Source organism: uncultured Gardnerella sp., from assembly GCF_947280595.1.
Taxonomy (GTDB): domain Bacteria; phylum Actinomycetota; class Actinomycetes; order Actinomycetales; family Bifidobacteriaceae; genus Bifidobacterium; species Bifidobacterium vaginale_A.
Map to the genome: position 1 here is coordinate 14,068 of NZ_CAMYOS010000010.1, position 15,196 is coordinate 29,263.

The window sequence follows — 15,196 nt, forward strand, 5'->3', positions numbered from 1 at the left end:
CCTACACTGTCTTGCATTTAGTTCAAACGAATACGCGGATCAAGCCAAGCAGAGAAGATATCTGCCAGCAAAGCACCAGTCAATGTACATACTGCACCAAACGCAGCAATGGCAACAGAACCATTGATATCGTTTTGCAAAATTGTTTGCACAAAATAGCTACCCAAGCCGTTGATAGCAAACACAGTTTCTGTAATAACAGCACCAGTAAATACGCCAGCGATAGAGAATGCAACGTCAACAGCAGTTGGAATCAAAGATGTTCGCAATGCGTGACGGCGTATAGCCAAATTCAATGGCAAACCCTTAGCACGAGCAGTACGAACGTAATCAGCATTCATAGTATCAAGCAAATAAGTACGCTGCGTTAAATGATAACTAACCATACCTGGAATAGTCATCACAATAGTTGGCAATATCAAATGCTGCAAGAAATCAAGAATAAACATAAGTGGATTAGAACCCTGATACGAATGTAATCCAGTAACGTAGAACATACGAATTCCTGAAAGGCGATTGATGTTAATAGCAGCAAGAACAACCATCAATCCCAAAACTGCTGCAGGAACAACAAGCAAGAATGTAGCAGTAGAGTTCAAAACTCGATCTTGCCACTTATATTGTCTAATTGCTGTATATACACCAACGCTTACGCCTAAAACAATTCCAAGCACAGTAGCACCAGTAACAAGCTGAACTGATGCACCAATACGAGAAGCAATTGCTGGGCCTACTGGAGCTTGATCTGGGCTTAATCCCCAATCCCATCTAGTGAGAATGCCGTAAAGCCAATTGCCATAACGTGTAAGCACTGGTGTTTGATCGTTAATATTTGCTAAGTCTAAGGAACGGTTGATTGAAGCAATCGGCGGATGCGGATGCCTAGACATGTAATTCGAACGTGGATCCATAAAAGCGCTCGCCAAAAAATACGTCATAGATACGGCGACAAACAGCATCACCACATAGTTCAGGCATCGCTTAACGATGTATCTTATCATTGTGACTCTTTTCTCCGCCTACCATTATTCCTCCATAGGCAATTACGAACTGCGGAGGTTCGTACGCCGCTTTTACAACTAAAATACCCGAAAAAGGACGCACTTAATCCGCCCTTCTGCAGAACTCGGGACTGTAATTAGTATATTTTCAGCTAACCTATGTACAACACGACATATAAGTAACGCACTATTTAGCGCATAATCTAATATATTTTCTACATAAAATTTTATATAATTTCGTTACTATAAATAGGTCAACAATCGCAATATATCAAAGGTTTTGAGCTATTTTTATTTTCTTTAATAAACAAAATAAAAATAAATTTCTCTTAAGTAAATCTTTTATTGTAATAAATATTGAAAATAATAATAAATAAAATAAATTCTGAATTTAACGATAAAAACAGAAAATTTATCGAAACAAGGGTAATAATTCAAAAATTCCTCAAGTTTGTAAATAATATGTCACAATTACGAAACATAAAGCAATAAGCCTAATGCATTCCAGTAGATACAATAGCATTTATTCTCTAATACACAATCTAATTCAAGGAGAAAAATAAGTCATATGGCAGAAAATATCAAAGCCGTGACACTAGATCATGTGCATGCTTATTCAAAACATTTTAACGACCAACGCGCTAATCGCGTAGCTGCAAACGCTTCTGTTTCTAGCGGCGTTCTTAAAGCAGCAACAAGCTATCAAGGTCAAAGAGCTCTACCAAGAACATTCTCAGTAGAGTTAAAGCAAGGAGCAATAACAGATCAACAGCACTCAGGACGTTGCTGGATGTTTGCATCTCTTAACACTTTGCGCTATGAGCTAATGCACAAGTGGAATTTAGAAGACTTCGAGTTCTCAGAAACATATCTTTTCTTCTGGGATAAGATTGAAAAAGCAAACGCGTATTTAGAAAACGTGTTATCTACTTTAGACGAGCCAGTTGATAGCAGACTCTTCCAAGTAATTAACGAAGGACCAATCGATGATGGCGGTTGGTGGCAGATGTTCGTAAACTTGGTAAACAAATACGGACTTGTTCCAAAATCAGCATATCCAGAATCAGAAAACTCTCGTGATTCAGATGCTTTCGTACAATACGTGAACACTAAGTTGCGTGAATTTGCTTCTCAAATGCGTGAAGCTCATAAAAATGGAGCTTCATTAGAAGAATTGCGTGAAATGAAAGTACGCGATTTGGAAACTGTGTACAGAATGGTAACAATTGCATTAGGTGAACCACCAGAGCGATTTGACTTCATTGCGCGCACTAAAGAAGAAGATGACGATAAAAAAGATAGCGAAAAGAAAGACGGAACAAAAGCCGAAGAAAGCGAAAAGAAAGACGATAATAAAAAGCCTAAGACAGGCAAAGATGAACGTCCTATGATTCGCGAATATGGCATCACTCCTCTAGAATTCGCTAAAAAGTACTTACCAGTTGACGTAAACGATTTCGTCACACTAAATAACTCTCCAATGGAACGCACACCATTTAACAAGAGATATAGCATTAAATACACAACAAACGTTGCAGAAACACCAGATATGGAATTTGTAAACGTTTCATTAGATGTATTCCGTAAAGCTGCTGTAGCACAGCTTGAAGCAGGACACCCAATCTGGTTTGCATGCGATTGCACTCAATTCTCTCTTCGACATGATGGATTCTTTGATCCAGCAGTAGTTAGAGTTGATGAACTATTCGATGTAAAGTTCACTTTTGACAAAGCTAAAGGCTTAGAATACATGGATAGCCCAAGCAACCATGCAATGACTTTCACAGGCGTGAACTTAGACAAAGACGGCAATCCAGACCGCTGGAAGATTGAAAACAGCTGGGGTAAAGATGCAGGAGAAGACGGATATTACGTTGGATCTGCACAATGGTTCGATCGCTATGTAACAGAGATCATTATTGATAAGAAGTATCTTGATTCAGCAACACTTGAAGTATTGAAGCAAGAACCTATTCAAGTTGAACCATGGGAACCTCTAACAAAGCGTTGCAAGTAAAGTAATTTCATATTACTTAATTTAATTAAGCATTAAAGCGCAGATTGAATTAAAGCGCAGATTGAAAAATCAGTCTGCGCTTTTTTATATACAAAAATACGGGCTATTCCGGGTTATTTCGGGTTATTCCCCAAAATACGGGTTAATCTACTAGCTATTACTAGATATTTACCCAAAATGTAGTTATTCCCCCAAATTGTAGTTATTGTAGTTATTACGCAAAATAGAAAAGCGCAATTTATAATAAGAAGCCCAGCGGGAGAGAAAGCCCGCTGGGGCAGAGAGAAAGAGAGAAGAAGGTTTCAGTTATGGGATTCGACTTGCGAATCTCACTAACGGCGAACCGCTAGCACACTCAAGTATACACCATACTTCCTTAGAAAAAGTTTATTTTAAGCTAAAAATTTCCTGAAAAAAATCTAAAGATTCCTGATTAAACGCTTAACTTTTGTTATATACGTCACTTTTAGATAAATTTTTAACTAAAACTCACTTATTAGCTAAATCTTTCTGCGCTAGTGAAAGACGCTCAGCTTCTTTACGCTTGCGCTCAGCTAAAGCAGATTCAAAACGTTCAAGTTCCTCATCTACTGCTTCCTTAGGGATTTTAGCAAAGATTGGAACAGGCTTAGGCACAGGAGTGCCAACAACCAACTCTTCACTCTCCCAAGGATGCACAGTTTCACCAAGACGATAATCACCAGTAATAATCGGATACTTAAATCCTGGCTTATCCAAATCTTCCACTTCTTCTATGCGAGGCAAAGGTGAAAACACTCCAGTTCCACCAAGAGCTTCCCAAACTTTTTGAGAAGAATGAGGAAGGAACGGAGCTAACAAATGATTCGCATCAGAAACAGCTTGAGCAGCAACATGCAAAACTGTGCCCAAACGTACATCGTCATCTTTAATCTTCCAAGGCTCAGTAGCGGAAATATATTTATTTATATCCCCAACTACGCGCATAGCTTCAGTCAAAGCATTCTTTTGATGATGACGATCAATCATACCTCCAACAATCTCGAAAGCATTAGAAGTTTGATCCAATAAAGCGCGATCCATATCCGTCATAGAATCCTCATCTAAAGGAGGAATTTCACCAAAGTTTTTATGAATCAAATTAGCTACGCGATTTACAAGATTTCCCCAGCTAGAAGCAAGCTCTTCGTTATTATGTCGGACAAACTCAGACCATGTAAAATCAGCATCCGAACTTTCAGGACCAGCAATAGAAATGTAATAGCGAACTGCATCCACAGGATAACGCGCTAAAATATCTTTAACATAAATCACGATTCCGCGCGAAGAACTAAATTTTTTACCTTCCATAGTCATAAACTCAGAAGCAACAACTTGCTCAGGCATATTAAGCGGTCCATAAGAGCCAGTTTCTCCACCTAAAGAGCCTTGACCATTATAAGCAAGCATTTCTGAAGGCCAAATTTGAGAATGGAAAGTTATGTTATCTTTGCCCATGAAATAATATCCAGGAGTCTTTGGATCACACCACCAATCGCGCCAAGCATCAGGAGTTCCCTGTCTACGAGCCCATTCAATAGAAGCAGACAAATAACCAATTACAGCGTCAAACCACACATATAAACGCTTATTTGGATTATCAATCCAACCTTCAACTGGAACAGGAATACCCCAATCAATATCACGAGTAATAGCACGAGGTTTTACTTCTTTAAATAATCCTAAAGAAAAGTTAATAACATTCGTGCGCCAAGAATCGCGAGAATTAAGCCATTTCAGATTTGCTTCTGCTAAAGCTGGCAAATCAAGGAAATAATGCTCAGTTTCTTCAAAACGCGGAGTTTCACCATTTATTTTAGAAACTGGATTGATTAAATCATCTGGATCAAGCTCGTTACCACACGCATCACATTGATCTCCCCTAGCGCCATCAGCACCACATAAAGGGCAAGTTCCTTCAATATAACGATCTGGCAAAGTCCTACCAGTAGAAGGAGAGATAGCAACTTTTTGTGTACCTTTATAAATATAACCATTTTTTAAGCATTGGCGGAACATCTCTTGCACAACATGCTCATGATTTCCAGTCGTAGTACGAGTAAATAAATCGTAGCTCAACCCCAAATCGCACAAATCTTTTGTAATCACTCGATTATAACGATTCGCGAGTTCTTGCGCGCTGACTCCTTCTTTATCTGCTTCTACTAAAATAGGTGTACCGTGTTCATCCGTGCCAGACACCATCAATACATCATTGCCCTTCATGCGCTCATAGCGCGCATACACATCTGAAGGAACTCCAAAGCCAGCAACGTGGCCTATATGACGAGGACCATTAGCATATGGCCAAGCAACATTCACCAAAATATGACTCATAGCCAAATATTATCTTGTTCAGCGAGGACACATCAAAGAAATACTCGAAAATGAACAGCAAAAAATAAAGTAATAATCGTAAAAATATGAAGATTTATTTATCCACATATCCACATTTTTAAAAACTATGTAGCGGAATTTAATAAATAAGCTTAGGCTATAAAAAACCTCATTTTAGAAGATACGAATATAAAAAAAATACAAATATAAACGAGTATAAAAGACACAAATAAAATACAAAATACGTGCAAAAACACACAATAATATACAAAAAATTCGTAAAGAATTAAGACATAAGAAGACATAAGAAAACATAAGAAAACATAAGAAAACATAAGAAAACGCAAAATCAAAATCAAGCAAAACAAAACACAAGAAACACAAATACAAACACAAATTTTGAAAGGAACGAAAATGAAAGAAGCTACTAAATATACAAAAGCTCGCAATCTATTAGAATGCAATCAATTAAATACGTCACCTCGAAATACTAGGCCACACGAAACATCTCTTGCAAAAGTAATCAGAAGAAAAAACGTAAAAAATATTTCAGATTTCACAAATGATGCAATCAAAAAAGCAGAATTAACGAAATCTAACGAAATAAATCAAAATCTACCAATAATTTTAGATACTTCGCATTTACCTGGTCCTTTATGTATGAACAGGCTAAAAAATCTTGGAATTTTTGATCAACTTGACACTAAAAGCGGCTTTCTTCGCAAAGAATCCTCAACCATAGAAGGACGAAGCAAAATAGTAAAAAAGCTACTCCCTTCTAATTCAATAGCATGCTTATACACAGCATCATGGATTTGGCTTGGAGGACAATTCCCAGATTCTTTAGACATACTTTCAAACGGACACTATAGAAGAAGGCCATACGGTCACCCGATACACGTTTATACTCGCAAAATCATTGACAATGATTACGTAAAAATTGGAGATTTATTTGTAACAACACCTACTAGAACAATATGCGATATAGCGCTCACGAAAACTGAATCAGACTCAGAAAATACAATAAGATTTAACACAATACGTACAATTATGGAAAATTATACGATAAATATATATGATTGTGCAAAAATTTTACAAGATAACCATCATTTTCCAAGCTCAGTAGCAGCACGAGCATGGATGGAAAATATCATATACAGCATGAAAAAGAGAACTAGTAAAAAAGCTAAATAAAAATCTTAAAATATGCCAAAACACAAAGAAGAAATTAGCTTAATAAAAGAAAGAATATATAACAGCAACAAACACAACAATAAACTATAGGCAAACTATGAAAAACACTTATAAAGAAAAACTTACTCCACCCAAACCGCCAATTATGCCAACTGAAGACATTGCAAGTTCGCCTGAAACTAAACCCGAAATATTGTGGTACATAGCACAAAATATTCCACACTTAAGAAAATGGATTATTGCAAACACTTCAGCGGATGCAAGACTTTTAGAATACGTATCTCAAAAAGGCGGCCCAGACGTGAAACATAGTTTCAACATACTTTTTGAAAGCTACAATTATATGCACGAAAAATTGCAAAACAAGTATACTAAAAATTCACAAATCTAAAAGCAAAAAGTCTAAGCAAATTCGCGCAAATCTTAATAAACAAGAGCACAAGAGCGCGCAAACACTATCGTAATCACGCGCAAACCTATTAAAGTAATGCAAACGCACAAATTCGCGCAAAATCACTTTTTAATCTCCATGCACTCGGAATATATTTGCTTGCGATTAGCAAAAGATCCATCCAATAAAGGATGATTTTCCACAACACGAGAAATAGCATCTTTAAGGCGAATATTTTCGGATTTTGCAAGCTCAATTGAAAGCTCAGCAAATTGCTTAACACTAAGAGACGCAACGTCAAGTGAAGCTTCATCATCGCTTGCACCAGAAAGAACAAGAACTATTTCTCCACGAGGAGGATTTTCAAGAACGCTATCTAAAATTTCTTTTACACTTCCACGGCGAATCTCTTCATAATCTTTAGTAAGCTCACGGCATAAAGCCATTAAACGATTAGGTCCTATAACATCGCATATATCTTCCATAGCTTCTTTAATGCGATGCGGAGCCTCGTAGAACACAATCGTTCTGCGCTCAGAAGATAGCGAGCGCAAATGTTGCTTACGCTCACCTGATTTTCTAGGCAAAAATCCTTCGTAACAAAATCTATCAGTTGGCAAACCAGAAAGAGCTAAAGCATCTAAAACAGCACTAGGACCAGGCGCACAAGTTACAGGAAGCTCACGTTCAATAGCCCTTCTAACAATTGCCAAACCGGGGTCGTTAATTGTTGGCATTCCAGCATCTGAAACAACTAATACAATCGCACCTTTTTCAACATCATCTAGTAAACCATCAGCTTTATTTCGCTCATTATGATCGTGATAAGCAATAACTTTCCCAGACACACGCACATTCAACCTATTCGCTAAGTCATATAAACGGCGCGTATCTTCAGCTGCTATAATATCCGCGTTTTGTAAAAGATGAACTAGCCTAGATGAAGCATCTTCCATATTGCCAATCGGAGTAGCTGCAAGCACAACTTTACCTACATTTTTAATATTTATATTCGTATCTTCATCACACATATAAAATCTCCTTAAAACTCATAAAAATCCCTAAATATCCTTAAATCTTCTTAAACTCTACACGAATTTAACATATAACGCACTTAAAAAAGCAAGGTATTTGATTAGAACTATGCTTGAGATAAATAGTGCAATTTTATACAAAAAGAAAGAAATGCTATGAAAACTATTGAGCGTGAAATTAAAGGCATTGACGGAAGTGTCGCAAAACTTACTGGATACGTTTTAGACGACAACACAGATACAGAAGTAAAACAGATTAGACCAGCAGTTCTAATTCTTCCAGGAGGAGGATTCTTACGCACTTCAAATCGTGAATCTGAACCAATTGCAATGAAATTTGCATCTGAAGGTTTCCATGCGTTTGTTTTACGATATTCTCTAGTACCAAGCACGCACCCAACGCAACTTTTGGAAGCAGCTCTTGCAATGAATTTAATACGAAAAAATGCTGAAGAATGGCATATAAATCCGCAAAATGTTGCAATTATTGGATTCTCTGCAGGAGGGCATGTTGCAGCAAATCTCGCAACTCACGTAAGCGATGAAATTGAAGAAGCTAACGGATATAAAGCTGACGAAGTTCGTCCAAATGCTCTTATGCTTGCATACCCTGTGATTTCTGCAGGAATTTACGCACACAAGCCAACTTTCGATCGTCTTTTTGGAAACGTTAGTGAAGATGAGCGCGAGAAACTTGTTGAAGATCTTTCTCTTGAAAAGCATGTAGATTCTAAAACTCCACCTGTTTTCATATGGCAAACTGTTACAGATCAAACTGTTCCAGTTGAAAATTCAATTATGTTTATAGATGCATGCGTCAAAGCAGGTGTGAATGTTGAAGCACACTTATTCCCTAAAGGTCCTCATGGTTTGGCACTTGCTGTTGAACAAACTGCTAAACGAGATGAAAATGGACGCGTTATTCCTGAGTTTGTACAGCCAGAAGTACAACAATGGATCGGTTTTGCATGCGATTGGTTGAGAAGAACTTTCAATTTATAATAACAAAAATGAAGGTTATTTCCCAAGACAAAATGAAGGTTATTCCTCAAAAATAAATTAAGAAACGTCGCCCACACAATAATGCGTTGGCGACGTTTTCTATTAACGGCTAAAAATCTAGATAAAATATGGATATAAGATAAATATAAGATAGATATAAGACAGATAAAATCACACAATCTTAGGCATTGGAGTTGTAAGCGAAGATGTGAGATTTACTTGGACAAGTCCGGCACCAGAATGAACTTCTACTTTCTTCAAAGTCACAGTGCGCTCGTCACAAGGCTTGCGATCGTCATCTGTCATAGTAGCAGGAGATTTAACTGCAACTAAAACTAAATCATCAAAAGCGATACCTGCTTTATTACACAAATCTTGTGCAGCAGCCAAAGAATCTTCAAAACCATCTTTCTTAATCACGCGCTCTGCTGGAACTCCATAAGATTCTTCACAAAGCGACTCAATACGATTAAGCAAAGACTTACCACGATGGCTCTTAGGTAGGATTCTTACAGCAGGAAGTTCACTTTCAACAACAGATACGAAATCATCAAGCTGATTAACTAAACTATCTCCGCCATCACGGAAAAGATTGCCAATCAAAGGATTGCGAAACTCAAGAGATTCAGCAATAGAGCGCAAATCAGAAATTTGATTATCTTCGCCTTCCCACAAATTTATAAGAGGGAATGCAGGAATATGCAAAGACTCAAGATGTTCAACATGGAACGGATAGCGCCATGCGAGATCTGGATCATCACGCCAAGTAGTTGAACGAGTAACAACAACAGCTGCTGTTGGCCATTGAGCACCATATTCACGAGCTGCAATATCTAGCCACTTTTGAGCACCTGCATCTGAACCATATCCAGCTTCGACAATTACTACATCATGCTCAGCGCATGCCATCTCAACACTTATTAAGCTAGGAATTCCAAGAGAAACATTCGCAAATGGTCCACAATGTACATAAATTGGTGAACCATTCACTGTTTCAGTTTTTACAGGTTTTACAGCATCTGAAAGTATATTTGTGATTCTCCATAAATCAACAAAAGAACCGAAAGTTACAGGATTTCCATCCTTTGTGCCAGCAATCATAGAAGAAACGCGATTAGAAATCTCATCCATACTTCTTGAAAGCACAACAATTTGCATAAGCTCACAAGTTGGAGTTAGCACAACACGCTCAGGAACTGTTCTTTTAGAAAAATCTACAGCAATACTTCTTAAAGAACGAGAAGGTACTTCACTCACTCTAGGAACTAAAATAGTATCTAATAAACCTTCATCAATCGCTTTTTCAGCAAAAGAAACAAGAAGATTTTGCGCACTAGCAATAGCAGCCATTTCACCGCACAAACCCCAATCAATCAATTCAGGATTTGCAAGAGAAGACTTTCCACCGCCAGAAGCTCCACCCTTAGAGCCAGCTGCAGTAATTCCCATACTTGGTTGGCGAAGAACAGCAGCAGCATCAATACCGCGTTTACGTAATGCATCTACAAGAGCGATTGTGGTAGTTGTTTTACCCTCACCTCTGGAAGCTTTAAGAGGAGTATCTGCCGTAACGAGAACAACTTTACCGTGCTTACGATTCTCATTAGGATGTTTGCTAAGATAATCCATAAATCCAAAAGCATCAATTTTAGAAACCAACCCGTATGAAGTTGTAAATGATTCAAGAATTGTCATATTCCCCACTTTCTTTGCGCAACATACTGATTTGTGAAAACTTTTGCCGTTAATCCTAGCTGTAACCCAATTAGATTTGGCAACACTCGTAAATGCAAATCAAAATTCACAAGCAAAAACAATATTATACGAATACGTAGGCTATCAATAGTTTATGTGTTTAATCACACATAATAAAAAACTGCATCATAAAACTAATTAGATGCAGTTTACAAGAAATTTAAATGTTCTCAAATAATTTTCATATTTGTTTCACGAAATACAAATTGGGATAAATCTTAATATTTCACCTAAAATTTTGAGAACCATCACCTTCCTGTGGATTATAGTTGCCACGATTACGCTGCTGAGGATTTTGGGAATTTGGCTGTCCGAATTGTTGGTTCTGTTGACCAAACTGAGGATTCTGCTGACCAAACTGCGAACTCTGTTGACCAAACTGCGGATTCTGTCCAAACTGCGGAGCACGATTTTGACCAAACTGCGAGTTTTGACCAAACTGAGGATTCTGCTGACCAAATTGAGGATTCTGACCAAATGGAGGTTGCTGTTGACCAAACTGCGGATTCTGTCCAAACTGCGGAGCACGATTCTGACCAAACTGCGAGTTTTGACCGAACTGTGGGTTTTGTTGACCAAATTGACCATAAGGAGGTTGACCATAAGGAGGTTGGTTCTGTTGACGCTGACCGAACTGAGGGTTCTGCTGCTGATTTGGCTGACCAAACTGAGGATTCTGACCAAACTGCGGAGCACGATTCTGACCAAACTGTGGATTTTGTTGACCAAACTGATTTGATTGACCGAACTGCGGATTCTGACCAAATGAAGCTTGCTGCTGACCAAACTGACCATAAGGAGCTTGACCATAAGGAGGTTGGTTCTGTTGACGCTGACCAAACTGAGGGTTCTGCTGCTGATTTGGCTGACCAAACTGAGGATTTTGACCAAACTGCGGGTTTTGACGAGCAGAATCCTGACCGAACTGTGGGTTTTGTTGACCAAACTGAGGATTCTGACCCAGCTGACTAGAAGAAGATTCGTCAGAAAGAGTCTGATTCACAGGCTCAAAATCAGCTTTTTGCAAATTATTGGATTCCGCTGTTGCGCTATTAGAATTAGCAGAATTATTTTGAGCATACTGAGATTTATTAGATTCTGAATCGTCACTTTTATTCTCGTCAAAACGAGGTTCATCAAATCTAACATCATCACCTGTATGACTATCACTAATGTACTCTTGCTCACTATCAGCTTGCTCACTATCAGCTTGCTCACTATCAGCTTGCTCATACTGTTTAACCTGAAAATCCTGCTCCGATTTAGGATTCTGCTGACCAAAATAAGAAGAATCCGAGATATCACTATAATTCTCATGACCAGCAGCGCTGGCGGTATCAGCAACACTAACACTGGCATCAACACTAGAATCGGCACTACCAGAAACACTAGCAGCAGCTTCATGAGCAGAATCACTATTGGCAGCAACACCTTCTGGAGATTCAAGATAACTACTAGGAGCAGCAACACTAGCACCAGCAGCAGCCTCAACAGTAGAAGCACTATTAGCATCAGCGCTAGCAGCACCAGAGACGCTAGAAACACCAGCAACACTAGCAGCAAAGTTATCTTTATTAGCTAATTGCGCCAAAGAATTAGTATCGCGAGGTTCATCCTGCGCGTTCAATTGGTTCTGCTGAGATTGAAAATCAAACTTTTCATAAGATTGTTGAGGATTGTTTTCCACAGAAGGATTATTTACAAAATTTTCTGTAAGCTTATTACCACACTCTTTGCAAAAATTAGCAACATCCCTGTTCTCGGTTTTGCAACGACTACAAACCTTCATACTCTCTCTCCTTATACAAAACTCATCATCGTGTTAAAGTACAAAAATACTCGCTAAACGCGCATATTACAAGCACAAAGCTTTACTAATAGAAATTTTAAATTATATTTTCTAATTTACAAGTAAAATATCAAATAGCAAAACCTAAACTACGCGCAGCAGATACTGGAACAGCTTCATCTGCCCAATAATCCTCAAGATTTTCATCTGTAGTTAATGAACGAATCTCTGCACGATCAATATATAATTCACCACGAAGATGATCTGTTTCATGTTGGAAAATTCTAGCAGGCCAACCATGAAGTTTTACAGAATGTTGCTTTCCATCTTCATCTTGCCAAGTTGCCTTAATATCAAGCCAACGTTGACGAACAGCTTGATAACCAGAAACACTTAGACAGCCTTCATAAAAACTACGAGTCTGAGTACCAATAGGCTCATAATGAGGATTGATTATTGCCCTGAACGGCAACTCCTCAATATCTCGAGGATCATCTTCATCATCTCGAACATGATCTTCAATAACTGCAATAGCAAGACCAAGACCAATCTGTGGAGCTGCTAAACCAACCCCAGGTGCTTCAAGCATCGTGCTATGCATAAGCGAAATTAGCTTATCTAAAGTTGCTCTAGTAAGTTGACCATCATATTCAACAGTACGAGAACGCAATACAGGCTCACCAGCCTGAACAATAGGCAATATTCCATCACTCGTTGCAGAATCCAAAAGATGCTCAACTGCACGACTGAGTTTTGTATCGACACTTGCGTGATGCGTAAACATAGGACTCCTTTAACGAATGCGAAAATAGTGCACGAAAACACAGTATTACGTGCATCATATGAACATAACACCGAAATGCTAAGTATATCAAAATTATTTTCGCATTGCCAGATACAAACAAAAACTCAACGCATTAGAATACTTAGTGCAAATGTAATACACATAACTATCCTCAAACCCACTTCTAAAAGCAAATTCTCAAAAACTTTACAGCTTCAAATTATCTATAACAACTTGAGCCAATCGAGCACATACTTCATCTGCTTGCTTTTGAGTTCCTGCTTCACACATAACACGAACAAGAGGTTCAGTTCCACTAGGACGCAAAAGAACACGACCAGAATCACCAAGAAGATTAGACTCTTTCTCTACTGCATCAAGAACTGCAGCATTAGTTTTAGAAGCCATTTTATCTACATTAGGCACATTCACAAGAGCCTGAGGTAACTGTGGAAAATCAGCAGCCATTTGCGAAAGTTTCTTTCCTGCACGAACAACTTCACGACACAAAGTCAATGCCGTAAGAGTGCCATCTCCTGTAGTAGCAAATTCTCTGTTAATCACATGCCCAGATTGCTCTCCACCCAAAGAATAATCGTGTTTAAGCATCTCTTCCAAAACATAACGATCGCCAACGTTCGTCTGAACTGTTGAAATTCCCATATCTTTGAGTGCAAGCTTCAAACCAAGATTGCTCATAACAGTAACAACTAAAGTATCATGGTTAAGTTTACCTTCAGATTTTTTAGAGCGAGCAAGAATTCCCATAATTTGATCACCGTTGACCATATTTCCATTTTCATCTACAGCTAAGCAACGATCAGCATCGCCATCAAACGCTACTCCCAAATCTGCATTAGATGCTTTTACCATTGCTTGCAATTGCTCAGGATGAGTTGAGCCAGCGTGATCATTGATATTATAACCATCAGGAGAAGCGTTAATTACGATTACTTCTGCTCCTGCTCTACGCAAAGCCTCAGGAGCAACAACAGAAGTAGCTCCATTCGCACAATCTGCAACAACGCGCAAACCTGCAAGCGGCTTTGGACGCGTAGTAGAACCACTACTCAAAGGCGCAACTGCTGAAACAAGGTGATCTATATAAAGATTTGTAGCAGTAGTAGTATCTCGACTTATACGACCAACACCATCACCAGTTGGACGATCCCAATCTTGACCAAGAACTGATTCAATCTCATCTTCTTTGCTATCCGGCAGCTTAAATCCACCTCTAGCAAAGAATTTAATACCATTATCCGGCATAGGATTATGAGATGCAGAAATAACAGCACCCATTTCCACATTCAGCACAGAAGTGAGAAAAGCCACGCCAGGAGTAGGGATAATTCCAGCATCAATCACATCAAATCCACCTGCGCTCATACCAGCAGATAAAGCTGCAGCAAGAAAATCGCCCGAAACGCGAGTATCTCTACCAACTAAAGCGCGTCTACGAGCATGAACAGATTTATTTAAAGAATCGGAATTAGTATCAGAAGAATCTGAAGAAACACAGTTTTCAGAAGAAACACTTCCCAATACTCTAACGGCGGCATCTCCTAAATCCAACGCAAGCTTAGCTGTTAAATCTCGGTTTGCTAATCCCCTAACACCATCAGTACCAAACATTCGTGGCATATTAACGCCTCTTTCAACAAAATCAATGAATCAGTTCATTCACGCGCTCGCAAAACATTACTCATTGCGCGCCACACACTGCTTATTATTTTATGCACAAGTTCACGTAACGCGCCATAAAGAAAGCACTATGAAACAAAACGAGATTATGCAAATGTTCTTCAAAGCTTATTTCTATAGAATTTGGCTCATAACAATAGATTTAGCTTATATCACTAGACTTGTGAAAATAG

Annotated in this window: 12 protein-coding genes; 4 read left to right on the forward strand and 8 right to left on the reverse strand. The window is 38.5% G+C overall.

From position 1 onward, the window contains the following. Positions 1-17: 17 nt before the first annotated feature. Complete coding sequence (locus Q0X59_RS04250; protein ID WP_296157385.1) at positions 18-1,001, reverse strand: ABC transporter permease; 984 nt, start codon at positions 999-1,001, stop codon at positions 18-20. Beyond that, on the reverse strand, positions 982-1,104 hold the full coding sequence (locus tag Q0X59_RS04255; RefSeq protein WP_297643419.1) for a hypothetical protein: 123 nt from the start codon (positions 1,102-1,104) through the stop codon (positions 982-984). The genes Q0X59_RS04250 and Q0X59_RS04255 overlap by 20 nt, the downstream gene beginning before the upstream one ends. Before the next feature lie 465 nt (positions 1,105-1,569). Between Q0X59_RS04255 and Q0X59_RS04260 the strand changes: the two genes are divergently transcribed. After that, a complete protein-coding gene (locus tag Q0X59_RS04260) occupies positions 1,570-3,018 on the forward strand; it encodes a C1 family peptidase (RefSeq protein WP_075523658.1) in 1,449 nt (482 codons plus the stop codon). A 489-nt stretch (positions 3,019-3,507) separates the two neighbouring features. Here Q0X59_RS04260 and metG read toward each other — a convergent pair whose 3' ends face one another. Beyond that, entirely contained in the window at positions 3,508-5,373 is a 1,866-nt protein-coding gene (metG, locus tag Q0X59_RS04265; RefSeq protein WP_297643385.1) for a methionine--tRNA ligase, read from the reverse strand. Positions 5,374-5,787: 414 nt separating this feature from the next. On the opposite strand from metG, the gene Q0X59_RS04270 reads away from it, so the two are divergent. Beyond that, positions 5,788-6,567 carry a hypothetical protein gene (locus tag Q0X59_RS04270; RefSeq protein WP_297643387.1) on the forward strand — a complete coding sequence of 260 codons (780 nt, stop codon included), beginning with the start codon at positions 5,788-5,790 and terminating at the stop codon, positions 6,565-6,567. 97 nt (positions 6,568-6,664) lie between these two features. Then, positions 6,665-6,958, forward strand: a complete 294-nt coding sequence (locus tag Q0X59_RS04275) for a hypothetical protein (protein WP_075523656.1) — start codon at positions 6,665-6,667, stop codon at positions 6,956-6,958. A 122-nt stretch (positions 6,959-7,080) separates the two neighbouring features. Here Q0X59_RS04275 and rsmI read toward each other — a convergent pair whose 3' ends face one another. Beyond that, positions 7,081-7,989, reverse strand: a complete 909-nt coding sequence (rsmI, locus tag Q0X59_RS04280; protein WP_297643389.1) for a 16S rRNA (cytidine(1402)-2'-O)-methyltransferase — start codon at positions 7,987-7,989, stop codon at positions 7,081-7,083. 159 nt (positions 7,990-8,148) lie between these two features. Between rsmI and Q0X59_RS04285 the strand changes: the two genes are divergently transcribed. Beyond that, a complete protein-coding gene (locus Q0X59_RS04285) occupies positions 8,149-8,994 on the forward strand; it encodes an alpha/beta hydrolase (protein WP_075523654.1) in 846 nt (281 codons plus the stop codon). 171 nt (positions 8,995-9,165) lie between these two features. Here Q0X59_RS04285 and Q0X59_RS04290 read toward each other — a convergent pair whose 3' ends face one another. The 4 genes from Q0X59_RS04290 to glmM form a co-directional block, all read right to left on the reverse strand. After that, positions 9,166-10,689 (reverse strand): formate--tetrahydrofolate ligase, encoded by a 1,524-nt coding sequence (locus Q0X59_RS04290; RefSeq protein WP_297643391.1) that lies wholly within the window; start codon positions 10,687-10,689, stop codon positions 9,166-9,168. Positions 10,690-10,975: 286 nt separating this feature from the next. Next, positions 10,976-12,538 (reverse strand): hypothetical protein, encoded by a 1,563-nt coding sequence (locus tag Q0X59_RS04295; RefSeq protein WP_297643393.1) that lies wholly within the window; start codon positions 12,536-12,538, stop codon positions 10,976-10,978. Positions 12,539-12,668: 130 nt separating this feature from the next. Further along, a complete protein-coding gene (locus Q0X59_RS04300; protein WP_075522968.1) occupies positions 12,669-13,322 on the reverse strand; it encodes a peptide deformylase in 654 nt (217 codons plus the stop codon). 207 nt (positions 13,323-13,529) lie between these two features. After that, positions 13,530-14,963 carry a phosphoglucosamine mutase gene (gene glmM, locus Q0X59_RS04305; protein ID WP_103042795.1) on the reverse strand — a complete coding sequence of 478 codons (1,434 nt, stop codon included), beginning with the start codon at positions 14,961-14,963 and terminating at the stop codon, positions 13,530-13,532. Positions 14,964-15,196: the final 233 nt, after the last annotated feature.

Excerpts from the sequence above, each read along its gene's own strand:
- Q0X59_RS04290 (WP_297643391.1), bottom strand. The coding sequence starts at position 10,689 with ATGACAATTCTTGAATCATTTACAACTTCATACGGGTTGGTTTCTAAA.
- Q0X59_RS04300 (WP_075522968.1), bottom strand. The coding sequence starts at position 13,322 with ATGTTTACGCATCACGCAAGTGTCGATACAAAACTCAGTCGTGCAGTT.
- glmM (WP_103042795.1), bottom strand. The coding sequence starts at position 14,963 with ATGCCACGAATGTTTGGTACTGATGGTGTTAGGGGATTAGCAAACCGA.
- metG (WP_297643385.1), bottom strand. The coding sequence starts at position 5,373 with ATGAGTCATATTTTGGTGAATGTTGCTTGGCCATATGCTAATGGTCCT.
- Q0X59_RS04295 (WP_297643393.1), bottom strand. The coding sequence starts at position 12,538 with ATGAAGGTTTGTAGTCGTTGCAAAACCGAGAACAGGGATGTTGCTAAT.
- rsmI (WP_297643389.1), bottom strand. The coding sequence starts at position 7,989 with ATGTGTGATGAAGATACGAATATAAATATTAAAAATGTAGGTAAAGTT.
- Q0X59_RS04275 (WP_075523656.1), top strand. The coding sequence starts at position 6,665 with ATGAAAAACACTTATAAAGAAAAACTTACTCCACCCAAACCGCCAATT.
- Q0X59_RS04285 (WP_075523654.1), top strand. The coding sequence starts at position 8,149 with ATGAAAACTATTGAGCGTGAAATTAAAGGCATTGACGGAAGTGTCGCA.
- Q0X59_RS04250 (WP_296157385.1), bottom strand. The coding sequence starts at position 1,001 with ATGATAAGATACATCGTTAAGCGATGCCTGAACTATGTGGTGATGCTG.
- Q0X59_RS04260 (WP_075523658.1), top strand. The coding sequence starts at position 1,570 with ATGGCAGAAAATATCAAAGCCGTGACACTAGATCATGTGCATGCTTAT.
- Q0X59_RS04270 (WP_297643387.1), top strand. The coding sequence starts at position 5,788 with ATGAAAGAAGCTACTAAATATACAAAAGCTCGCAATCTATTAGAATGC.